Here is a 22253-nt window from a genome sequence, read left to right on the forward strand (position 1 = left end):
CGGCGCGGCGAGCGCGCCCGTCTCCCAGGGAGATCGCCCGTCACAGCATGGCGACCGGATCCACGTCGATGATCACCCGGGCGTTCCGGTCAAGGCCATCCCTTATCAGCCCGGCCAGCGCCGCGAGCGCCCCACGGAGCGGACCGCGATCGCGCGCCCGGAGGAGCACCCGGAACCGGTAGCGCCCGCGCAGCCGCGCGATCGGCGCCGCCGACGGGCCGAGCACCTCGACGCGCCGGGCGACCCCCTCGGGGCAGGTGCGGGCGTGGGCCGCGAGCTTCGCCGCGGCGCCGCGCCCCACGCTCTCGTCGACCGCGTCGATGCGGAGCAGCGCCAGGCGCGTGGCCGGCGGATAACCCACCTCCTCGCGGTCGCGGATCTCCCGCTCGAGAAAGCCGGGCACGTCGTGCGCCGCGGCGAACGCGATGGCCGGGTGCTCGGGGTTGCGCGTCTGGATGAGCACGCGGCCGGGGCGGTCGCGCCGCCCCGCGCGCCCGGCCACCTGCACGAGCAGCTGGAAGCCGCGCTCGGCCGCGCGGAAGTCGGGCAGCCCGAGCGCGGCGTCGGCGTTCACCACGCCGACCAGCGTCACGTTGGGCAGGTCATGGCCCTTCGTGACCATCTGCGTGCCGACCAGGATGTCGATCTTGCCCTCGCGCATCCTCGCGAGGATCGCCTGCGAGCGATCCTTGCCGGCGACGTCGCGATCGAGGCGCGCCACGCGCGCCTCCGGGAACGCGCCGGCGATCGTGGCCTCGAGCCGCTCGGTGCCGAGCCCCTCGAGCAGCAGGTTCCGCGCGCCGCACGCGCCGCAGCGGTCCGGCAGCGGCCCCGCATAGTCGCAGTAGTGGCAGCGCAGCCGCCCGCCCTCCGGCCGCTCGTCGAGCGGCGCCGCGGGCGCGGGCGCGCCGCCCGGCGAAGGCGCGCGCGCGTCGCCCGGCGAAGGTGCGCGCGCGTCGCGGCGCCGCCCGCGGTGGTACGTCAGCGCGACCGAGCAGGCGTCGCACGTGGTCAGCGTCCCGCACGAGCCGCAGACGACGCTCGGCGCGAAGCCGCGGCGGTTCAGGAAGAGGATCGCCTGCTCCTTCGCCGCGAGCGTCTTCTCGAGCGCGCGGTGCAGCGGCAAGGAGATCAGCGGATCGCCCGAGGGGCCGGCGCGGAAGCGGCGGAGATCGACGAGCGAGACCTCGGGGAGGCTGGCCTCGCGGTGCGCGCGGTCCGGCAGGCGCAGCTCGGCGAGCTTGCCGCGGCGCACCAGCGCGACGGACTCGATGGAAGGGGTCGCGGAGCCGAGCACGCACACCGCCCCCGCGCGGTGGGCGCGGAGCAGCGCCATGTCGCGCGCGTGGTAACGCACGCCCTCCTCCTGCTTGAACGAGCCGTCGTGCTCCTCGTCGACGAGGATGAGGCCGAGGTCCGGCACCGGCGCGAACAGCGCGGAGCGCGCCCCGATGGCGACGCGCACCTTGCCGCCGTGGAGGCTCGCCCACATCGCGTGGCGGTCGGCGTCGCTCAGCCCGCTGTGCAGCACGGCGAGCTCGTCGCCGAAGCGGGCGCGGAAGCGCGCGACGAGCTGCGGGGTGAGGGCGATCTCCGGCACCATGACGAGCGCGCCGCGGCCCCGCTCGAGGCAGCTCTTGATGGCGCGCAGGTACACCTCGGTCTTGCCGGAGCCGGTCACGCCGAAGAGGAGGAACGCGCTCGGCCGCGGCTCCTGCCCGGCGGGCCGCGGCTCCTGCCCGGCGGGCGGCGGCTCCTGCTGGGCGATCGCGGGGTGCTCCCCTCCCCCGGACGGCGCGAGCGCCGCGAGCGCGGCGTCGATGCGCGCCGCGGCCTCGGCCTGCGCCGCGTTGAGCTCGGGGGGCACGTCGCGCTCCTCGGCGCGGCGGAAGAACGGGTCGCGCGGCGGCTCGCGCTCGTCCAGGGTGACGAGGTTGCGCTCGGCGAGCTTCTTCAGGGCGCTGCGCGCGTTGCCGAAGCGCTCCTCGATCCGCGCGACCGGCTGCTCGCCGTTCGCCCGGAGCAGCGCGAGCACCGCCGCGGCCTGCCCGCGGAGCGTGCCGGGCTCCTCGACGACGTCGGTCGCGCTCGCGTACGCGACCTTGCGGCCGCCGACCTGCTTGGCGCGGCCGAGGTCGAGGACGCCGTCGAGCTCCCCCTGGGCCTTGAGCGCGCGCACCTGCTCGCGCTCGATCGCCGGCAGCGCGAGGCGGAGCACCTCGCCGATCGGCGCGAAGTAGTAGGCGGCGAGCTCCTGCAGGAAGGCGAGCAGCTCCGCCGGCAGCGCCGGGCGCGCGTCGACGAGCGCCGCGAGCGGCTTGATCTTGGACGGATCGATGGCCGCGCTGCGCTCGCTGACGGCGAGCACCACGCCGAGCAGCTTGCGCCGATGGAACTCGCAGAGGACGCGCGCCCCCGGTCGGACCTCGCCGGCGAGCGCGGCGGGGACCTCGTAGGTGAAGGCCTGCGAGAGCGGGACGGGCACCGCGACGTCGGCGAGGAGGGGCATCGCTCCGGGAGGCCGCGCGCGGCGCGGCACGGGCGAGATACCAGAGAACGCCGCCCGGGACGAGGAACGCAGGGCGTGCGCGCGGGCGCCGCGCCCGGAAAGGAAAGACTCCAAAAAAAAAGCGCCGCCGGGGCCTCGGGGGGGGGAAGGCCGCGCCGGCAGCGCTGGCCGGACATAGAGCACCGTCCATGCCATCCGCGGGATCCGCGATTCGAACGTATTTCACTTCAGATGGGGCGCTCGCTGATTTCGAACCTGAAATTTCGGCAAAACATCATTGCAGAAGCGAACTGCGCGGCCTGCTCGAGCGCCGCAGAGGCACGCGCCGCGGGAGGGGATGGGAACGCCCGACCCGCTCCCGCGGGTCCGCCGATTGCTCGGGATCCGGTCAGGGGTTCACCGCTGGACGGTCGGCGGGGCGGGCGCCATGCGCTGGAAATCCGCGAAGCCACGCGCCTCGGAGGAGGGGAACATGATCGGAAGCGCAGTCTTGGGGGGAATCGAGGAGCAGGACTGGATCGACCGGATGGCCGACCCGCTTCAGCGCGGCATCCAGTCCGCCCTGAGGCGAGCGCCCACGGTCGCCAAGGTGCTGCATGGCAAGTTCCTCGGGCACCCCTTGCACCCGGTGCTCGTGACCATCCCCATCGGCGCCTGGTCCTGCGCGCTGGTGCTCGATCTCGCCGGCGTCGGCCGCAGGCGGCGTCGTCTCCATCGGGGAGCGGACGCGACAGCGGCCATCGGCCTCGGCGGGGCGCTCGTGGCCACCTTCGCCGGGCTCGCCGACTGGAGCACCACCCTCGGCCCCGCGAAGCGGATCGGCTTCGTCCACGGCGCCGTGAACCTCGCGATCGCCGGCCTGTACGGCGCCTCGCTCGCCTCCCGGGCGATCGGGCTGCGGCCGCTCGGGATCGCGCTGTCGACCGCGGGGCTCGGCCTCGCGGGGGCGAGCGGCTGGCTCGGCGGAGAGCTCATCTACCGCTACGGCGTCGGCATCGGCAGCGACGCGTGCGAGCGGAGGCCGGAGATGCAGGTGCCCGTGCCCGAAGCGCCGATCGCCGACGCGGTCTGACGGCGAGGGGCGCCGGCGCGCCGGACGGGAGCGAGATGCGACGTCCTCCTCGCCCGCGCGGGCGCTAGAACACCGTTCAGCTTGGAAACCCGAGAAATGGACGCCAGAAGACGCCAAGAGACGCCAGAAGACGCCAAAAAAACAATAAATCTTGGCGTCTTCTGGCGTCTCTTGGCGTCTCTTGGCGTCTCAACTTCTCGCTGTTTGCGTGCGGCTTCGACCCGTTTGTCGCTCTAGCGCGCCGCGAGATAGCAGCCCGCGATGACGAGCGCGGCGAGGGCGAACAGCAGCGCGTTGTGCACGAGCCAGCGCTGCCGCGGGCGAGCGAGCGGAGGCTGCGCCCTGGCCCAGGGCGGGGGCTCGGCCAGGGCCGGCGCGGCGGGCTCTGCGCCCTGCGCGCCGGCCGCCCTCGCGGGCGGCGCGGCGGCCTCCATCACCGGCGGCGCTGCCATCGCCATCGCGCCCTGCGCGCCGATGTCCATCGCGCTCGGCGCGATGGCCGCGGTCGCGATCGGCTCGATCACCGCAGGCGGACCGAGCTCCAGCGCGCGCACCGCGCGCTCGCGCGCCCGGCGGGGCGCGACCAGCTCCGCGCCGAAGTTGTCGCGCAGCCACGCCCCGAAGCGCAGCGGGCTCGCCGTCAGCTCGGCCGCCGCCGCGTAGGCGGCGATGTCCTGGAGCATCGCCGCCGCGCTCGGGTAGCGCTCGTCGGGCGCGACCGCGAGCGCCCGCGCCACGATCGCGTGGAGCGCCGCCTCGTCGGGGAGCCCGCGCTCCACGAGCGGCGGGATCGACGCGCGCCGCGCGAGCTCGAGCAGATCGCCCCGCGCCGCTTCCTTGGAGAGCGCGGCGCCGGGGCCCGCGCTGTACATCCGCCGGCCGGCGAGCAGCTCCCAGAGCAGGATGCCCGCCGCGAAGACGTCGGATCGCGCGTCGAGCGCCTCGCCCCGGGCCTGCTCGGGGCTCATGTAGCCGGCCTTGCCCTGCAGCGCCTCGTCCATGGCGCCGCAGCGCTCGTGCGCGCGGGCGATGCCGAAGTCGCAGAGCTTGATCTCGCCCTCGAAGCTCAGGAGCACGTTCGACGGCGAGACGTCGCGGTGCACGACGCCCTTCCGGTGGGCGTACGCGAGCGCCTGGAGCGCCTCGGCGATGATCAGCAGCGAGAACGCGACCGGGAACTTCACCTTCTGGCGCGCGCAGCGGCGGAGCAGCTCGCGCAGGTCGAGGCCCTCGACGTACTCCATCGCGATGAAGAGCGAGCCGTCCTCGCGGCAGAGGTCCTCGACCTGCACGATGGACGCGTGGCGCAGCCCCGCAGCGAGCCTGGCCTCGCTCGCGAGCATCTCGACGAAGCGCGGGTCGTGCGCGAACCTCGGGGCGACCTCCTTGATGGCGACGAGGCGCGCGGCGCCGAGGTCCGTGCGCACCCGGGCCAGGTAGAGATCGGCCATCCCTCCCTGGCCGATGTGATCGAACAGCGTGTAGCGACCGATCTGGCACGGCAGCAGCCGCCCCCCGCGGGGCGCCGCCCGGCGGCGAGGGGTCTCCTCGCGCGCGGCACCGAGGGGGAGAGCAGGCAGGCCGGAAGGCGGGTACGGGAGCGTGCCTCCGCGACGCACATCGAGGCGATCGATCTGCACGAGCCGTCGTCGCAGACTTCGCCCGGGCGGGCCAACTAAGTGGACGCGGCGCTGTTCAGGCCCTGGGGCGCGCTGCTCAGGCGCGGCGCAGTCCACGTCAGTTCACCGTCAGTTCACGTCAGTTCACGTCAGTTCACGTCAGTTCACGTCAGTTCGCGTGCAGCGCGCGCGGCGGCGGGCTACATCCGGCGCATGGCGTTCAGCGCAGGCTGGGGACCGGCCTTTGCCGGGTCGTTCATCCGCATCGTCGACGACCGGGGGCGCAAGCACGAGTGGCGCTCCCCTCCGCGGCGCATCGTCTCGCTCGTGCCGAGCGACACGTACTCGCTCCTCCGGCTCGGCGCCCGGGATCGGCTCGTCGGCCGCACCCGCTACTGCGTCGCGCCCGCCGAGGACGTCGAGGGCATCGAGCTCGTCGGCGGCACGAAGGACGCCGACGTCGACCGCATCGCCGCGCTCGACCCCGACGTCGTCGTCGCGAACCAGGAGGAGAACAGCAAGCGCGACATCGAGCGCCTCGACGCCGCGGGGCTCCGGGTGCTCGTCTCGTTCCCGAAGCGGGTCGCCGACGGCGTGGCGCACCTCGCCCGGCTGGCGCGCCTGCTCGGGCACGCCGCGGCGAGGCCCGGCGCGCCCGCCCCCTCAGCGGACGTGGAGCACGGCGCCCCGGGCCAGCCGCCGCCGGCCGCCGCGCGCGAGCTGGTCGCGGCCGCCTACCGCGCCCACGCCGCGGCCGAGGCGCGGCGCCGCGAGCGCCCGCCGGTCCGCGCCTTCGTCCCGATCTGGATGGACCCGCTGATGACCGTCCACGGCGACACGTTCCTCTCCGACATGCTCGATCTCGTGGGCGCGCAGAACGTCTTCGAGGATCGGCCCCGGCGCTACCCGCTCGCGGCCGACCTGGGCAAGGCGCCGCCGCTGCCCCCCGAGCGCGTCGAGGGCCGCGACCTCCGCTACCCCCGCGTGATCCTCGACGAGGTGATCGCCCGCGCCCCGGAGCTCGTCCTGCTGCCCGATGAGCCGCACGCCTTCAGCGACGCCGACGCGGCAATATTTCGCTCCCTCGACATCCCCGCTGCCCGCCGTGGCCACGTGATCAGGTGCGACGGCAAGGACCTCATGTGGTACGGCGCGAGGGCGCTCGAGGGGCTCAGTCGGCTGCGCGAGATCGTCGACGCCGCCCGTCCCTGATGCACGCGCCAGCGTCGGGTCAGGGGGTGCGACGCCGAATTTCCGCGGCCTTGCGGCCGAGCAAGCCCCTCCTCGCCACGCCGCAGTTGGGGTAGGAGCGTAGGATGACGTGGACACGGGAGACGTTGCGGGCAGAGATCATCCAGCTCCTGGAAGGACACACGGCCGGCGAGGTAAAGATCGAGGAGTCGAGCCACCTCGTCGCCGACCTCAGCCTCGACTCGCTGGGAGTGATGGAGATCGTCGCGGATATGGAGGATAAGTTCGACCTCTCGATCCCCGACGACATGTTGCGCGAGGTCGACACGGTCGCCGACGTCGTCAAGGCCATCGAGCTCCGGCTCAAGAACGAAGGAAGGCTCTCGGGATGACGGCTGTTTGGAAACCGCGGACGGTCGCGCAGGCGATCGAGGACGCAGCGGCGAGCACGAAGACGGGCTATCGCTTCATCGAGGAGTCCAGCGAGAACGAGCCGTTCTTCACGCACGGGGGCATCGAGCGGGCCAGCGCGCGCTTCGGCGGCGCGCTCCAGGCGCTGGGGCTCCAGAAGGGCGATCGCGTCGCGTTGATCCTGCCGGACAACGCCGATTTCATCTTCGCCTTCCTGGGCGCGATCCGCGCGGGCGTCATCCCGGTGCCCATCTACCCGCCGACCGGCCTCGGCAAGCTGACCGGCTACCTCGAGAACACGCTGCACATCGTCGCGAAGAGCGGCGCCAAGGTGCTGCTCACGAGCGCCGAGATCAAGCGGATGCTCGGCACGATCCAGGCGCAGGCGCCGGCGCTCGAGCAGATCGTGGCGGTGGAGGGCCTCCGGGGCGCCCGCGAGGAGCTCAAGCCCGTCAAGGTCGAGCTCGACGACGTGTGCTTCCTCCAGTTCACGAGCGGCTCGACGTCGCGCCCGAAGGGCGTGGTGCTCACGCACGCGAACCTGGCGGCGAACGTCCGGGCGATCGTGGATCTCGGCCTGGGGGTGCGCGAGTCGGTCGACACGGGCGTGTCGTGGCTGCCGCTCTACCACGACATGGGGCTCATCGGCTTCGTGATCGCGCCGCTCTACTACGTCAACACGATCACGTTCCTGCCGCCGCTCCTGTTCCTGAAGCGCCCGGTGCGCTGGCTGGAGACGATCACGCGCCACCGGGGCAACGTGTCGTTCGGCCCGAACTTCGCCTATGCGCTCTGCGTGAAGCGGATCCGAGAGCAGGAGATGGCGGGGCTGGATCTCTCGACGTGGCGGGTCGCCGGGTGCGGCGCCGAGCCGATCCGGGCCGACAACCTGCGCGCGTTCGCCGAGAAGTTCGCGCCGGTCGGCTTCGACGAGAAGGCGTTCGTCTGCTCGTACGGGATGGCCGAGAGCACGCTGGCGGTGTCGTTCAGCGCGCTCGGGGCCGGGCTGCAGACCGACCCGGTGGACGGCGAGACGCTCTGGAAGGAGGGCAAGGCGACGCCCGTCCCGGCCGACAGCGAGGGCGCGTCGTCGCTCGTGCAGTGCGGGTCGGCGTTCGAGGGGCACGAGATCGCGGTCTTCGCGTCGGACGACGCGGAGAGCGCCCGCCCGCTCGGAGATCGCGAGGTCGGGGAGCTCCGGCTGCGGGGCCCGAGCGTGATGCCCGGCTATTTCAACGACCCGGATCTCACCAAGGAGGCGTTCGCGGGCGGCTGGCTGCGGACCGGCGACCTCGGGTACCTCGCGGAGGGCAAGGTCTATATCTGCGGGCGCTCGAAGGAGGTCATCATCGTCAACGGGCGCAACTACTACCCGCAGGATCTCGAGTGGGAGGCGAGCCGCGTCTCCGGGGTCCGCAAGGGCAACGTGATCGCGTTCGGGACGATGAAGCCGCACAACGACCGCGAGCGCGTGGTCATCGTCTTCGAGACCCCGGCGTCGGACGAGCAGGAGAAGCAGGCGCTGAAGGGCGAGGTGCGCCGCGTCGTCCAGCAGGCCATGGGGCTCACCGTCGATGACGTGGTGGCGGTCGGGTCGGGCATCCTGCCGAAGACCTCGAGCGGGAAGCTCCAGCGGAGCAAGACGCGGGAGCTCTACGAGAACGGGGAGCTCTTGATCCGCAGCTCGTCGCGCGAAGGGGACCGGCTGGACGCGGCGAAGGAGTTCGCCAAGAGCCAGATCAACTTCTTCCGCCACGCGATCTTCCGCGGGCGGGGGGGGTGATCCTGGAGGGGCCTCGGGAGAGGCCCCTGGAGACTGCAGGGGCTGCCGGAGGGGGCAGGGAGCGCGTGCGGCGCGCGCGGGGCCCCGCCGAACTCGCATGGCCGGTGAATCGCCCCTGAGGGGCGATTCACCGGCCATGCTCAGACACGGCCCGTCCCCACGCGCGCCGCACGCGCTCCCTGCCCCCTCCGGCAGCTCGCGGGACAGCGGGCCGATGGCTCCACGGCAGCTGACGGCGGCTCGGGCAGATCTCGGGACAGCGACACGTCACTGCATGCGCTGGGACCTCACGGACGGAGTTCGAGCGAGCGGGCGCGCGCGGGAAGCGCGAAGGCATGGCCGCTCGTGCGGAGGGCCGTTATCGTCGAAGGGCGTCGATGCCTGCGTGGCTCCATCAGCTGCTGCCGATCGTGCTCCTGCTCGCGGCCATCGCGGTCGTCATGCGGCGGCTGCCGAAGATCGATCTCGGGCACTCGGAGGAGTTCCGGCGCCGGCGGTTCTTCAACTGGTTTCCGCTCGGGCTCACGTACGCCTTCCTCTACATGGGGCGGTACAACCTCTCCGCCAACGCGCCGGAGCTCGACGCGCTGCACCTCGTCAGCAAGCACGAGTTCGGGAACATCGACGGCTGGGGCTCGGCCGTTTATGGGGTCGCCTTCCTGCTGAACGGGCCGCTCACCGACCGGTGGGGCGGGCGCGCCACCATCCTGATCGCCGCGGGCGGATCCGCGCTCATGAACGTCCTGATGGGCGTGGCCGTCCGCCTCGCCCTGGAAGGACGGCTCGACCACGGCGCCGCCATCACCGCGATGACGGTGCTCTTCTCCGCCAACATGTACTTCCAGAGCTTCGGCGCCGTATCCATCGTCAAGGTCAACGCGCCCTGGTTCCACGTCCGCGAGCGCGGGATGCTCGGCGGCGTCTTCGGTATCCTGATCTCGCTCGGGCTCTACTTCGCCTACGACTGGAGTCGATTCGTCGCCAAACACCTGCCGATGCCGTGGGTGTTCCACGTCCCCGCCCTGCTGCTGCTCGTTTTTCTGGCGCTCGACGTCTTTCTCATCCGCGACACGCCGGGCCAGGCGGGGTTCCGGGACTTCGACACAGCCGACGCGTCCTCGGGCGACACAGGCGAGCGCCTGGGGGCGATCGCGGTCGCGCGGCGCATGTTCTCGCAGCGGGTCATCTTGTTCATCGTCGCCATCGAGTTCTGCAGCGGCTTCCTCCGCAACGCCGTCATGAAGTGGTACCTCATCTTCGCCGACAAGACCGGGCTCCAGGGCTTCGTGTCGGCGCACTGGGGCGTGCTCCTCTGCATCGCCGGCATCCTGGGCGGCGTGTTCGCCGGCTTCATCTCCGATCATGTCTTCGATTCGCGCCGGGGCCCGGTGGCCTCGGTGCTGTATGCAGGCCTCGTGCTCGGCGCGGTCATCGTCCTCTTCACGCTGAGCTTCCCCATCGCCGGGTGGACCGTCGTGTTCATGTCCCTCTGCGTGATCGGCGTCCACGGCATGCTGTCCGGGACCGCGAGCATGGATTTCGGCGGGAGGAAGAACGCCGGCGTCGCGACCGGCATCATCGACGGCTTCGTCTACCTGGGCACCGCGGCGCAATCGTTCCTTTACGCGAGCATCCTGCCCTCGGGCGACGCGGCGAAGACCCCGGGGAACTGGATGCCATGGCCCGCGGCCATGCTCCCGGTCGCGCTCGTCGGCTTCGCGCTGGCCACGCGGCTGTGGAACGCGCGGCCCGAGCGGCGCGCGGCGGCGCACTGACGCGCGGCCTCCACGCGAGCCAGGCGAGGTATCGCCCGCCGGCCCGCTCCGCCCCGCTCACCCGCGCTCGGCGGCGAGCGCCCGGGGATCGACGAAGACCCACGGCATGCCCGCCGCCTGCGCGGACTGGATCCCCAGCGCGGCGTCCTCGAAGACAAGGCACCGCGCGGGCTCGACGCCCAGGCGCCTCGCCGCCTCGAGGAACGGGTCGGGCGCCGGCTTGGGCCGCGCGTAATCCTCCGCCGCGACGACAACGTCGATGTACCCGCGGAGGCCCAGGAACTCGAGCGTCCGTTCCACCGACGCCCGCGGGCTCCCCGAGACGACGGCGCGCTTCACGCCCGGAGGAGCGTCGCGCAGCGCGGCGACGACCTCAGGCACGCCTCGCACGGTCGGTATCAGGCGGTGGTACGCCGCCTCCTTCGCCGCGAAGACCTCGGCGACCGGCATCCGCAGCCCGTACTTCGCGTTCAGGCGCTCGACGATCCGGTCGGTCGGCATCCCCGCCCAGCCGTAGAAATCTTCGCCGGAGAACTCGCACCCATGCGGGGCGAGCGCCTCGAGCCACGCCTGGTAATGGAGCGGCATGGAGTCCGCGATCGTCCCGTCGCAATCAAAGAGGTAGGCGACAAACGAGCCTGAGGGGAATACGAGTCCTGGCATGGGCCGCACCTCGTAGCACATCGGCAGGCCTGCCGCCGGTGCACCGGCCATCCCGGAGAGCTCGCGGCTCAAAACCTCATGCTTCGCTTTGCCCGCGGGCGAAGACCGTCTCGGGCTTTGCGTGATCAAGAGCGGCAATCATCTCTATCGTATTCGCATTGCCGTGAGCTCGGCGCCGAGCCAGCCGAAAACGAGCCTCGCCGGGCGAGTCGCCGGGCTCCCGCTCACCCCGCCTCTCCCGCTGATTCCTCGAAGACGCCCCGATACACCTCGTCGAGCGGAAGACGGCACCCGATCGACGACAGCTCCGCGACGCCGCTCTCCCGCACGTCATGGAGCGTCCAGGTGCCATCGTCATTGCGGCGCAACACCTCGACGCGCCTCCTCTGGTACGAGACGAGCACGTACTCGCGCAGCGAGGGGACGGCCTGGTAATGAGCGAACTTATCGCCACGGTCGTAGGCCTCGGTGTTCGGCGATAACACTTCCACAAGCACGACTGGGTTCAGAATGCTGTTCTCGTCCTGAGGATCGCGCTCCAGCCCCCCGCACACCACGCTGACGTCCGGGTACGTCGCGAGCCCCGTCGCCGGGATACGCACCCGTACATCGGAGTTGTACACACGGCAGCGTCGCTCGAGCAGCTGGCTGCGGAGCACGCTGGCCACGTTGACCGCCATGAGCCCATGCTCCGGCGTGCCCCCGGCCATCGCGAAGATCTCGCCGTTCACATGTTCGTGCTTCGCCTCGCTCGCCTGCTCGCGGGCGAGGTACTCGGCGAACGTGAACGTCAGCTTTCGCGCGGGCTCGGCCATGGTCGACCTCCTTCCTCGTAATCTAACGCGCTGTCACGCGGCGCGCGAGCCGCCCTTCCCGCCGGCTCGGACGTCGATGCGCCAGCGACAGCGGAGGGAGCGGCCGCCTTCACCACCTGTCCTCGACCGCCTCCACCCGCACCTCGCACGCGCCATCCCCCCTGAGTGGCGACTTCGTCTCTTGCACGCGAAACCGCGTCCCCATCTTGAACAGCCCACCGTACGTCTCGGCGTCGATCGGCCGCACCGTCCCGAAATCGACGCGGTGCAGGAGCTGCATGATGGCCAGCGCCGTCCCCTGTTGAAACAGGAGCCGCCCCCGCGCCGTGGACCCGTGCTTCATGGCGTAATACGCGCTCTCGTGCGTGATCGGCGCCCGCAGCACGAGCGCCCGGCCCGGCTGGAACTCCGGCGCGGAGAGCGCCCCCCAGCCGAGCGCGCGGGTGAGCCCTAGCAGCTGCTCCAGGCGCTCGTGCTGATCCCTGCCCACCGGGCCGCACGCCGCCTCGAACGACGAGGACGAGAGCATCCCCCCGAGCAGGTGGAACGCGCCCGTCTGCGCCGCCTCCCGCACGAGCGCCTCGAACACAGGGACCAGCTCGGGAGTCCGCCGCTCGATGAGGTGCACCGTGTCGAAGGTCTTCTGATCGATGTACCCCACCGGCAAGAGCGCCAGGTTCACCCCGTACGCCGAGATGAGCCCGCGCTCGTCGGACCGCAGCGCCCCGAGCTCCTCGAGCGTCGCGCCCTCGACGCGCTGCGCCCGCGAGAGCGGCCCGCCGTCCGTCTCCCAGCGCACCCGCGCCGCCTCGATCTGCTTGCGCGTCAGCGCCTCGCCGAAGCGCGGCCGCTCCGACCGCCGCGTCAGCAGGAAGGTGCAGGTCGCGTCGCCCCGCGCGACGCACGTCACCTCGTCGGCGTCGAGCCGCCCCCAGTCGGACGGGAACGCGAGGCTCGCCGCGGCCGCGCAGTAGCCCGAGGCGAACGCGTCCACCGCCAGCCGGTTCTGGATCCGACCGCCGTACTTCGCGAGGAAGCTCGTCCCGTGGAAGAGCGAGGCCGCGTGCACCGCGCCGCCCTCCGCGCTCACCTCGAACCGCAGACGCCCGTGCCCCATCGCGGCGAACAGCTCGCCCGCGAGCTCGAGCTTCTCCCGCGGCGACGCTCCGTGGCGGTCCTCGTACAGCGGCCCGAGCAGCGCGTGCGCCGCCTCGAACGCCGCCTGCCGGCGCACGCCGCGGCTCTCCCCGCCGAGCGCGTCGAAGATCGTCTGCTCCAGGAAGAGCGCGAAGTGGTGGGAGTGCGCGACAACCAGCTGATCGGCCACGTGGAGCAGCCCGTGCGGGACGATCGGGCCGACCAGATCGCCGAGCGGGCCGTCGATGCGGCCCCGCAGGCCGTGCCGGAGCGCCGTCACAAGAGCCTCCGCAGCGCGGCGCGCTCCAGGCCGAGGATGTCCGCGACCGCCGTCTCGACGAGCACCATCGCCTCCGCGCCGAGCCCGTCGGGGTGCTCGAGCGCGAGCGGCGTCAGCCCGGCGCGCAGGGCGAGCCGGAGCCGCGCCACGTGAGGCTCCGGCGCGCGCGCCTCGAGCAGCGCGAGCAGCCGCTGGATCCGCGCGGCCTCGGCCGACGGCGGATCGACGGGCGGCGGCGTCCCGCCCGTCCGGCGCGACGGGATGCTGGACGAGCCCCTCGGCGGCGCCGAGCGCGCGACGCCCCGCACGAGATCGTCCACCGTGTCCGCGCTGAGCGGCTCCTCGAAGAGCCCCGACGGGTCGCTCAGCATCTCCTCGGGCGGCTCCTCGAGCGGCAGCTCGGGCGCGAGCGTCGCGGCGAGCTGCTGCGCCACGAGCCGCGCCATGCCGAGCGGCATCGTGCCGTCGAACAGGCTCGCGACGACGCACGCGCGGACGCGGCGCAGGAGGACGGTCCGGCCGCTCAGCTCCAGCGTGACCACGGGGTCCGGGAGCTCCTCCGCGCGGCCCTGCGAGCGCGGCGGCTTGCTCGACGACCGCGCGCCGCGGCTGCGGGCGGGGCGGATCGAGCCCTCGCGCTCCGGGACGAGCCGCTGCGCGGCGAGCTGGCTCCCGAGGTACGCGTCGCGCAGCCCCGCGGCCACGTCGCTCGGGGAGAGGGCCGCGCCCTCGCGGACGAACACGGCGTGGACGCGCGCGTCGCCGAGGTGGAACACGACGATGGCGTCGAGGCCGCCGACGCCGTAGCCGATGCCGTCGAGCGCGATCGGCGCGAGCGGGTCGTCGTCGTCCAGCGCGCCCGCGCCGGCCGCGGCGCCACGACCGAACGAGGGCTCGCCGTGCTCCGCGCTCACCCGATGACCCCGACAGCGGCGTCGATCGCGTGCCGGCACGCGATCCGGACGGCGTGCGCCTCGCGCGGCGTGAGCGGGCCCGGGCGCATCAGGCCGACGATGTACGCGGCGGAGCGCACCTGGAACCCGATGAGCTGGAAGAACGGCCCGTCGCCGACGCAGAGCTCGAAGCGCTGCGACGGGGCGCCGGGCAGCGCCGCGACGAGCGAGCCGATCGCCGACGCGATGAGGCCCGAGGCGGCGAGCCTCGCCTCCGTGTCGCGGATCGCGCCGGCGAACGGGAGCCCGGCCGCGTCCGCGAGGAACACGTCCGTGGCGCCCGTCGCCTCGGCGATCCACTCGATCACCCGCTCGCAGCGCGCGACCGGCCCGCCCGCGGCGGCGAGGTCCGGGAAGCGCGGCGCGCGGCCCGACGAGAGCGCCTCGATGGCGCCGTCGAGCCGCTCCTCGAGGGGCTCGCGCGCCGCCGCGAACGAGGGCGGCGAGCCCAGGGGCCGCAGGTCGAGCGGCCCGCCGCGCCGCGAGTCGACGTCGTCGGCCGACGAGGGCAGCGCGCCCCGGAGCCCGAGCTCGCCGCCCGCGCCCGCGCTCGAGAGGGGGCTCGACAGGGGCAGGAGGTCGCTCGAGGGCGCGAGCTCCTCGAACGACGGCGAGAGCGGCGACGAGGACATCGGCTCCGGCTCCGCCCGCGAGGACGGCGGCCGGGACTCGAACGACACGAGCGGCTCGGCCGCGGGCGCGACCGACGCCGCCCGCGGCCTCCGCGACCTCGACCGCTTGACCAGCGCCGCCGCGGTGACGACGGCGCCGTCGACATCAAAGGAGGAGCGAGATCGGGCCATCGTCATCGTCCGGCGAGGTGGGGTCCAGGCGAACCAGCACGTCGTTCGCGAGCTGATCGAAGACGCGCGCGAGCGGCGGAGGGCGCTTCTGCATGAGCAGGAGCGGCGCCCCGCGGAGAGACGCCTCGAGGAACGCCTCGTCGCGCGGGATGACCGTGTCGAGGATGATCCCGTCGGGGAACTTCGTCCAGAGCGTCTCGGCGACGTCGAGCGACGCGGACGCCTGCCGGTCGAACATCGACAGCACCATGCCGAGCAGCGACAGGTGCGGGTTCTTCTCGGCGCGGACGCGGTCGATCACCGCGAGCAGCTGGCCGACCGATCGGAGCGCGAGCGGCTCGGCCTGGAGCGGCAGGAGCGCGTGCGTCGCCACCTCGAGCGCCCGCGTCGTGACCTTGCCGAGCCCCGCGGGGCAATCGACGACCACGATGTCGAAGTCCGGCGAGAGCCGCGCGAGCACGCTCGGGAGCACGGGCCCGCGGGCGAGCGCGTCCTCGAAGCCCGCGACGGTCGTGGGATCGACCCGGCCGACGGTGAGCACCTGGAGCTCTGGCTCGCGCGTCCGGAGCAGCACCGACTCGAGCCGCTCGGCGCCCGTGAGCAGCTCCGCGACGCCCGGCCGCGCGCGGTCGGCGAGGCCCAGCGACAGCCCGAGGCTCCCCTGCGCGTCGAGCTCCAGGATCAACGCGCGGTTGCCCGCGCGCCCGAGGGCGAGCCCGAGGTTGAGGGAAATCGTGGTCTTTCCGACGCCGCCCTTCTGGCTCGCGACCGCGATGACGTGCATGGACTCCCTGACGGCGCGCTGTCATGGCGCCCGGGGCCATCCTACCAGGACGGGTGCTGCTGAGAACTAGTCCCGTCCCTGACGAGCGCGAACTAGAGCAGCGAGATCCGCTTCATCAGCGTGCCGCACAGATCGCTCTGGGGGTTGCGCTCGCGCTCGATCTTGAGGCCGGCGCGGAAGATCTTGTCGGCGCTCTCGACGTTGCCGAGCACGACGTGGCAGAGCCCGAGCAGCTCGTGGTCGCCGGGATCGCCGTGGATCGACACGAGCTCGGTCAGCGCGGGGACCGCGGCGCGGTGGGCGTCGATCATCGCCTCGGTCGGCGTCGACGGGACGCCCTTGGCGAGGATCATGAGCCGCAGCACCTGGCGCTGATCCTCGGGGCGCTGCTTGAGGAACTCCGGCTTCTGGAAGAGGTCGCGGTATCCCTTGTAGGCCGCGTCGAGGTCGCCACCGCGCGCGAGGGCGACGATGGTCTTGACCGCCTGGACGAGCGTCTCATTCGGCATGACGAGACGATACACGGCCCCGCGCCCCGCGGCGAGACCGCCGCTGCACCGCCGTGACGTGTCGCCGAGGACCCGAGGAGCCAAGGAGGCGCGCGGACGTCGCGCGACGTCGCGCGCTTCCGTCACCGTCGTTTGCGCGCGCTGCGCGGCGGTGCGGCGCTTGCGGCGCCGCTGTGCGGCGTGGTAGTCGCGTTCAGCTCGGTTGCTCATGCGCTGGCTGTCCTTCCTCTGTTGCCTCTCGGCGGCCGCCCTCGCCGCGCCTCCGGCGCTCGGGCAGCCTGAGGCGCGGCCCGAAGCGCCCGTGGCGCCGCAGATCCTCGAGCACGTGGATCCGGAGTACCCGCCCGAGCGGCTCGCGGAGGGCATCGACACGACGGTCACGCTGTTCGTCACGGTCGAGAAGGACGGCACGGTCAGCGACGCGGTCGTGGCCGAGTCCGGGGGCGCGGCGTTCGATGACGCGGCCATGAAGGCCGTGCGGCGGTGGCGTTTCTCGCCGGCGATGCGCGGCGGCGCGCCGCTGCGGGCGCGGATCCGGGTGCCGTTCCACTTCGCGCCCGGCCCCCACGAGCAGGAGCCCGCGCCGGCGCCGGCCGAGGCGCCGGAGGCGGCGGATCACCCGGCGGCGCCCCCGCCGCCCCGGCCGGCGGCGCCGAAGCCGGTGGAGTTCGCCGGGGGCGTCGCGGGCCCGCACGCGGTGGCCGAGCCCGGCAAGCCGATCGAGATCCACGTGCAGGGCCGCCCGAACCCGCCGCGCCGCGCCGCGAGCGACTTCCGGATCGGCCGCGCGGCGCTCGCCGCCGCGCCGCACACCACCGCCGCGGATCTGCTCCGCACGGCGCCCGGCGTCCACGTCGCGCACCCCGAGGGCGAGGCGGTCGCGCAGCGCATCTTCCTCCGCGGCTTCGACGCGGAGCACGGCCAGGACGTCGAGCTCCGGGTCGGGCCGATCCCGCTGAACCAGCGCTCGCACGTGCACGGCCAGGGCTACGCGGACCTCGGCGTGATCATCCCGGAGGTGGTGCGGTCGCTCCGCGTCGTCGAGGGCGTCTACGACCCGCAGCAGGGCGACTTCGCGGTCGCGGGCAGCGCGTATTTCGACCTCGGCGTCGAGGAGCGCGGGCTCCAGCTCAAGGGCGCGCTCGGCTCGTTCGGCACGCGGCGGCTGCTCGCGATCTGGGCGCCCGAGGCGCAGTCGGAGGACACGTTCGGGGCCGCCGTGGTGCGCGCGACCGACGGCTTCGGCGACGGCACGCGCGGGGCGATCTCCGGGGGCGCCGTCGGCCAGTACCGCGTGCCGCTGCCGGACGAGTACTCGGCGCTGCTGCACGTCGCGGCCCACGGCGGCCGCGCGAACCTCGCGGGCGTGCTCCGGCGCGACGACATCGAGGCGGGGCGCGTCGGCTTCCACGACGCCTACCCGGATCTCGCGGCCCGCGCGCAGTCGGCCGCGTCGACCCGGCTACAGCTCGCGCTGGGCGTCGAGCGATCGGACGACGACGGCTCGCAGAAGAGCGCCTGGCTCTGGGCGGCGACGTCCGGGTACCGGAGCCGGATGAACTTCACCGGCTACACGCAGCGCTCGCGCCGGCGGCCCGAGTGGGTCGGCAGGGGCGACCTCGTCGAGCAGTCGAACCAGGACGCCGCGATCGGCGGCGGCCTGGCCTACCGCACGCCGCGGATCCCGATCGCGCCCTGGCTCACCGGGCAGATCGCCGTCGGCGCCGAGGTGCAGACGAGCGGCGTCGATCAGGCGCAGAACCTCCTCCAGCCGCCGCAGAACGAGACGTGGGATCAGCGCGTCGACGCGTCGATCCAGGTGACCGGGGTCGGCGCCCACGCCGACGCGCTGCTCGAGCTGTCGCGCCACGCGCGCCTCCGCGGCGGCCTGCGCGCCGACCTGCTCGTCTTCGACGTGGACGATCGCATCGGCAACTTCATCCCGGCGGCGCAGAAGGAGACGCACATCGAGGGGTTCCGTCGCACGGCGGCGGGCCTGGCCGCCGGGCCGCGGGTGACGCTGGAGATCGACCCGCTGCCCGCGCTGCGCGTCTCCGCCTCGTACGGGCACGGCTACCGCTCGCCGCAGGCGCGGCTGCTCGAGGACGGGGACAACGCGCCGTTCGCGACCGTGAAGAGCTACGAGGCGGGCGCCACGCTGCGCCCCGGCGGCGGCCTCAGCGTGACCGCGGCCGCCTACGAGACGCGCCTCTCCTACGACCTCGCGTTCGACGCGGCGGAGGGCGCGCTCGTGCGCATCGGCCGGACGACCCGCCGCGGGCTCGTCGCCTACCTGCAGGCCGCGCCGAGCCCCGCGCTCACGGCGGGCGTGAGCGCGACGTTCGTCCACGCCACGCTGGACGAGCCGCCCCCGCCAACGCCCGAGAACCCGTCGCCGCCGTACGTGAAGGGGCAGCAGCTCCCGTTCGTGCCGCCCGTCGTTGTGCGCGCCGACCTCGCGCTGAAGCGGCCGCTCTTCACGATCGCCGGCGCGCCCGTCGAGGGGCGGCTCGGCTACGGCGCGACGTTCCTCTCGCCGCGCCCGCTGCCGTACGCGCAGACCGCCGCGCCGGTCTTCGTGGTGGACGCGTCCCTCTCGCTCCGGCGGAGCCTGCGCGTCGGCCGAGACGCCGCGCAGGGCGGCCCCTGGATCGAGGTCGGGGTCGAGGCGCAGAACCTGCTCGACGCCGAGTACGCCGACGCCGAGTACTCGTTCAAGTCGACTTGGCCGGGCGCCGCGGGCGCGTCGCGGCCGTCGATCCCCTCGGAGCTGCCGGCCCGGCACATCAGCGCCGGGTCGCCGCGCTCCCTCCTCGCGAACGTGACGCTCTCGCTATGAACGCCCCGAACCTCGCCCCGGCCGCGCGCCGCCTCCTCGCCGCCGTCCTCCTCGGGTCGACCGCGTCCTCCGTGATCGCCTGCGCCGGCACCGGCCAGCCCGAGGTCACGTACGCCGCGCACGCCGAGGCCGACGTCCCCGGGGAGATCGCCGCGGGCGCGTGGACGATCGCGCTCGACGAGGCGACGGTCGCCTTCGGCCCCGCCTACTTCTGCGCCGCGGACTCCGGCGCGTCGACGCTCTGCGAGACCGCGATCGCCGAGCTGACCACGATCACGCGCGTGAACCTGCTCGACCCCGCGCCGCAGCCGCTCGGCCAGGTGCACGGCTTCGAGGGCGAGATCCGGAGCGTGTCGTTCAACTACGGCATCCACTGGTTCTCGACGGAGTCGTCGCCCGCGCCGGCGCCGGAGGCTCCCGGCGTCAGCTCCGTCCACCTGCGCGGGCGCGCGACGCGGGGCGCGGAGGCGCTCGACTTCGAGGCCGACGTCGACGTCGTGCCGCAGCGCCAGGGGCTGCTCGCGGTCCCGAGCCTCGCGGTCGCCGCGAACGTCGGCGCGGCGCCGGTCCGCCTCGCGGTCCGCTTCGACGTCGTGGACGAGTGGCTCGCGAGCGTCGATTTCGACGCCCTGGCCGAGGGAGGCGCGACCAGCGTGGCCATCGCGCCGGGGTCGCCCGCGCACCAGCGGCTGCGCTACGACATGATCGCGGTGCACCGGCCGCAGTTCCTCTGGTCGGCGCCGCCATGAGGCGGTCTCGGTGAGCCCCCGTCCGGCCCGCGCGATGGCCGCAGCGCGGCGGCGGCCTGGCCGGAGCCCCGCCTGCCGGTGGCGAGCGCGCTGGCTCGTGGCGCTCGCGCTCGCGGCGCAGCTGTGCGGCCTGACGCACGCGTTGCTCGTCCGGCACGCCCGCTGCGAGCACGGCGAGCTCGTCCACGCCGCGACGGTCGCCGTCGCCGCGTCGGCGCTGCACGCCGAGCGCCGTCCTCCCGGCGACCAGCCCGGCGCGCCCGGGGCGCGGCCCGGCGGGGGAGACGACCTGTGCGACGCGCTCGCGCCGCGCCACGAGGGCGACGAGCACTGCGACGCGTTCGCGCTGCGCGGCCAGCTCGGCGCGCCCGTGCACCGCGTGGCGGACGCCACGCTGCTCGAGGTCGTCCGCCTCGCCTCGATCCGGCCCTCGCCCGAGGTCCGGCCCATCCCCTTGCTGATCCTGGCGCCGAAGAGCTCCCCGCCGGCGGTCTGAGCATCTCACGAGGCCAGAGGGTGATGCGGGCGCTGGGCGCGCGAGGAGCGCGGGCCTGCGCTCGCCGGGCGCGCCCGTGCGCGCTCGTCGGGACTTCGAGACGACTCAGGAGCTTGATCATGCAGAGACTGAACGTGACAGGGTTCATGGTGACGGCGTGCGCGCTCGCGCTCGGGCTCGTTGCCGGGTGCGGCGATGACAGCGGCGCGACGTCCGAGACCGGCGCCGTGCAGATCTTCGTGGAGCCGGAGGACACAATCCCCGAGGGCCTCGAGCCGGGCACGGGGGAGGAGAACATCGCGGACGGCTGGAAGGTCACGTACGAGCGGTTCCTCGTGACGATCGGCAACGTGCGCGCGGCGCGCTCCAATGCCAAGGAGACGCTGGCTGATGAATCGGTGTTCGTGCTCGACCTCAAGAACGCCCCGGCGACGAGGTACGTGATCGCGGAGTTCCAGGGCGTGAGCGCGGTGCGCTGGGACCGCTTCGGGTTCGACCTCCCGAACGCGAAGGCGGGGGTGAAGACGCTGCCGCCCACCACGGCGGCCGACGTCGATCTCATGGTCGAGGGCGGCTACTCGCTGTTCTTCGAGGGCTTCATCGAGAAGGAGGGCGGCGAGTCGTGCCCGCCGCCCGGCGGCGCGTGCGTCCCCGCGGATCGGGTGCGCTTCAGCTGGGGCCTCTCGGCCGGGACGTCGTTCGACGATTGCGCGACCGAGGACGGGCTCAACGGGTTCAGCGTGCCGACCAGCGGCACGGTCGCGGTGAAGCCGACCATTCACGGCGACCACTGGTTCTTCGACAACATCACCGCGGGCGTGGAGCTGACCAAGCGTTACGCGCAGTACATCGCGGACAGCGATCTCGACGCCGACGGCGAGACGACGATCGACGAGCTCAAGCGGGTGAACGCCGCCGACGTGTTCGGCGACGAGTACAACCTCGCCGGCGCGCCCGGCGGCCCGATCGAGACGGCGTACGACTACGTGGTCGCGCAGGCGCGCACGCTCGGCGACTTCCAGGGCGACGGCGAGTGCCCGAGGCGCGTGGTGCTGCCGTGATCGGGTGAAGGCGGCGGGCCGCGCCGCCCCACGACGCTCACGGCGCTATGCCGGGCCGATCTGACAGTCGCTCGTACACCCGTCTCCATCCGCCGTGTTGCCGTCGTCGCATTGCTCCCGCGGCGGCTCCGCCACACCGTCTCCGCACACCGCGCCCGCGCTCCCCGCTGCGCGGAGCTGGCAGTCGCTCGAGCAGGCGTCTCCGTCAGCCGAGTTGCCGTCGTCGCACTGCTCCCACTCAGGGTCCACAACGCCGTCTCCGCACACCGCGCCGGCGCTCGCCCCGCCCGCGCCCGCTGCGCGGAGCTGGCAGTCGCTCGAGCAGGCGTCTCCGTCAGCCGTGTTGCCGTCGTCGCACTGCTCCCACTCAGGGTCCACAACGCCGTCTCCGCACACCGCGCCGGCGCTCGCCCCGCCCGCGCCCGCTGCGCGGAGCTGGCAGTCGCTCGAGCAGGCGTCTCCGTCAGCCGTGTTGCCGTCGTCGCACTGCTCCCACTCCGGGTCCACAATGCCGTCTCCGCACACCGCGCCGGCGCTCGCCCCGCCCACGGCGCTCGCCCCGCCCACGGCGCTCGACCCGCCAACGGCGCTACCTCCGGTCGTGCAGTCCGTCGAGGAGGAACAACATTCGACACACGCCCCCGTGCCCGTGCTCTCCTCTGGCGAGTCGACCCCTTCGATGAAGCGCACCTCGCACGCGGCCTGCATCAAGAACAGCCCTGCGACGGCGAGCAGCGGACGGCGCGAAAGAAGATGATGACGCATGACTCTCCCTCTCGAAGCGAAGCCGGGATGTGCCTCGCT

At 73.3% G+C, this 22253-nt stretch carries 19 protein-coding genes; 9 read left to right on the plus strand and 10 right to left on the minus strand.

Annotated elements, in window-relative coordinates:
* Positions 1-40: 40 nt before the first annotated feature.
* Positions 41-2509 carry a replication restart helicase PriA gene (gene priA, locus WMF22_RS38015; protein WP_438032928.1) on the minus strand — a complete coding sequence of 823 codons (2469 nt, stop codon included), beginning with the start codon at positions 2507-2509 and terminating at the stop codon, positions 41-43.
* 472 nt (positions 2510-2981) lie between these two features.
* Here priA and WMF22_RS38020 point away from each other — a divergent pair, with 472 nt between their 5' ends.
* Positions 2982-3581: a DUF2231 domain-containing protein gene (locus WMF22_RS38020; RefSeq protein WP_438032929.1), complete on the plus strand. Its 600-nt coding sequence runs from the start codon at positions 2982-2984 to the stop codon at positions 3579-3581.
* 233 nt (positions 3582-3814) lie between these two features.
* Here WMF22_RS38020 and WMF22_RS38025 read toward each other — a convergent pair whose 3' ends face one another.
* Positions 3815-5221 (minus strand): serine/threonine-protein kinase, encoded by a 1407-nt coding sequence (locus WMF22_RS38025; protein WP_437294844.1) that lies wholly within the window; start codon positions 5219-5221, stop codon positions 3815-3817.
* Positions 5222-5413: 192 nt separating this feature from the next.
* On the opposite strand from WMF22_RS38025, the gene WMF22_RS38030 reads away from it, so the two are divergent.
* The 4 genes from WMF22_RS38030 to WMF22_RS38045 all read left to right on the plus strand — a co-directional run bounded on the left by WMF22_RS38030 (position 5414) and on the right by WMF22_RS38045 (position 10360).
* Positions 5414-6412: a helical backbone metal receptor gene (locus WMF22_RS38030; RefSeq protein ID WP_438032930.1), complete on the plus strand. Its 999-nt coding sequence runs from the start codon at positions 5414-5416 to the stop codon at positions 6410-6412.
* A gap of 104 nt (positions 6413-6516) precedes the next feature.
* Complete coding sequence (locus tag WMF22_RS38035) at positions 6517-6783, plus strand: acyl carrier protein (RefSeq protein WP_012239660.1); 267 nt, start codon at positions 6517-6519, stop codon at positions 6781-6783.
* Positions 6780-8585 carry a fatty acyl-AMP ligase gene (locus tag WMF22_RS38040; RefSeq protein ID WP_438032931.1) on the plus strand — a complete coding sequence of 602 codons (1806 nt, stop codon included), beginning with the start codon at positions 6780-6782 and terminating at the stop codon, positions 8583-8585. Before WMF22_RS38035 ends, WMF22_RS38040 begins: the two co-directional genes overlap by 4 nt.
* Before the next feature lie 377 nt (positions 8586-8962).
* Positions 8963-10360 (plus strand): MFS transporter, encoded by a 1398-nt coding sequence (locus WMF22_RS38045; RefSeq protein WP_438032932.1) that lies wholly within the window; start codon positions 8963-8965, stop codon positions 10358-10360.
* A 57-nt stretch (positions 10361-10417) separates the two neighbouring features.
* Here the strand turns inward: WMF22_RS38045 and WMF22_RS38050 are convergent, their stop codons facing one another.
* From WMF22_RS38050 to WMF22_RS38080, 7 genes are all read right to left on the minus strand, one after another.
* Positions 10418-11023 (minus strand): HAD family hydrolase, encoded by a 606-nt coding sequence (locus tag WMF22_RS38050; protein ID WP_438032933.1) that lies wholly within the window; start codon positions 11021-11023, stop codon positions 10418-10420.
* Between the two features lie 224 nt (positions 11024-11247).
* The gene (locus WMF22_RS38055; RefSeq protein WP_437294849.1) at positions 11248-11838 is read right to left on the minus strand and encodes a Uma2 family endonuclease; all 591 of its coding nucleotides are present in this window, start codon (positions 11836-11838) and stop codon (positions 11248-11250) included.
* A 109-nt stretch (positions 11839-11947) separates the two neighbouring features.
* Positions 11948-13255 carry a hypothetical protein gene (locus WMF22_RS38060; protein ID WP_438032934.1) on the minus strand — a complete coding sequence of 436 codons (1308 nt, stop codon included), beginning with the start codon at positions 13253-13255 and terminating at the stop codon, positions 11948-11950.
* On the minus strand, positions 13252-14169 hold the full coding sequence (locus WMF22_RS38065) for a hypothetical protein (protein WP_438032935.1): 918 nt from the start codon (positions 14167-14169) through the stop codon (positions 13252-13254). Before WMF22_RS38065 ends, WMF22_RS38060 begins: the two co-directional genes overlap by 4 nt.
* Positions 14166-15011 (minus strand): hypothetical protein, encoded by an 846-nt coding sequence (locus tag WMF22_RS38070; protein ID WP_438032936.1) that lies wholly within the window; start codon positions 15009-15011, stop codon positions 14166-14168. The genes WMF22_RS38065 and WMF22_RS38070 overlap by 4 nt, the downstream gene beginning before the upstream one ends.
* A complete protein-coding gene (locus WMF22_RS38075) occupies positions 14986-15795 on the minus strand; it encodes a ParA family protein (RefSeq protein WP_437294853.1) in 810 nt (269 codons plus the stop codon). The genes WMF22_RS38070 and WMF22_RS38075 overlap by 26 nt, the downstream gene beginning before the upstream one ends.
* 92 nt (positions 15796-15887) lie before the next feature.
* Entirely contained in the window at positions 15888-16304 is a 417-nt protein-coding gene (locus WMF22_RS38080) for a hypothetical protein (RefSeq protein ID WP_044966617.1), read from the minus strand.
* Between the two features lie 208 nt (positions 16305-16512).
* On the opposite strand from WMF22_RS38080, the gene WMF22_RS38085 reads away from it, so the two are divergent.
* The 4 genes from WMF22_RS38085 (at position 16513) to WMF22_RS38100 (ending at position 21449) form a co-directional block, all read left to right on the plus strand.
* The gene (locus WMF22_RS38085) at positions 16513-19143 is read left to right on the plus strand and encodes a TonB family protein (RefSeq protein ID WP_438032937.1); all 2631 of its coding nucleotides are present in this window, start codon (positions 16513-16515) and stop codon (positions 19141-19143) included.
* On the plus strand, positions 19140-19892 hold the full coding sequence (locus WMF22_RS38090; protein ID WP_438032938.1) for a hypothetical protein: 753 nt from the start codon (positions 19140-19142) through the stop codon (positions 19890-19892). The genes WMF22_RS38085 and WMF22_RS38090 overlap by 4 nt, the downstream gene beginning before the upstream one ends.
* Positions 19893-19902: 10 nt before the next feature.
* Complete coding sequence (locus WMF22_RS38095) at positions 19903-20388, plus strand: hypothetical protein (RefSeq protein ID WP_438032939.1); 486 nt, start codon at positions 19903-19905, stop codon at positions 20386-20388.
* Between the two features lie 119 nt (positions 20389-20507).
* A complete protein-coding gene (locus WMF22_RS38100; RefSeq protein ID WP_438032940.1) occupies positions 20508-21449 on the plus strand; it encodes a hypothetical protein in 942 nt (313 codons plus the stop codon).
* A 45-nt stretch (positions 21450-21494) separates the two neighbouring features.
* On the opposite strand, the gene WMF22_RS38105 is transcribed toward WMF22_RS38100, so the two are convergent.
* Positions 21495-22214: a DUF4215 domain-containing protein gene (locus tag WMF22_RS38105; RefSeq protein ID WP_438032941.1), complete on the minus strand. Its 720-nt coding sequence runs from the start codon at positions 22212-22214 to the stop codon at positions 21495-21497.
* Between the last annotated feature and the right edge of the window lie 39 nt (positions 22215-22253).

It is taken from the genome of Sorangium sp. So ce204 (assembly GCF_051526795.1).
Classification (GTDB): domain Bacteria; phylum Myxococcota_A; class Polyangia; order Polyangiales; family Polyangiaceae; genus Sorangium; species Sorangium cellulosum_B.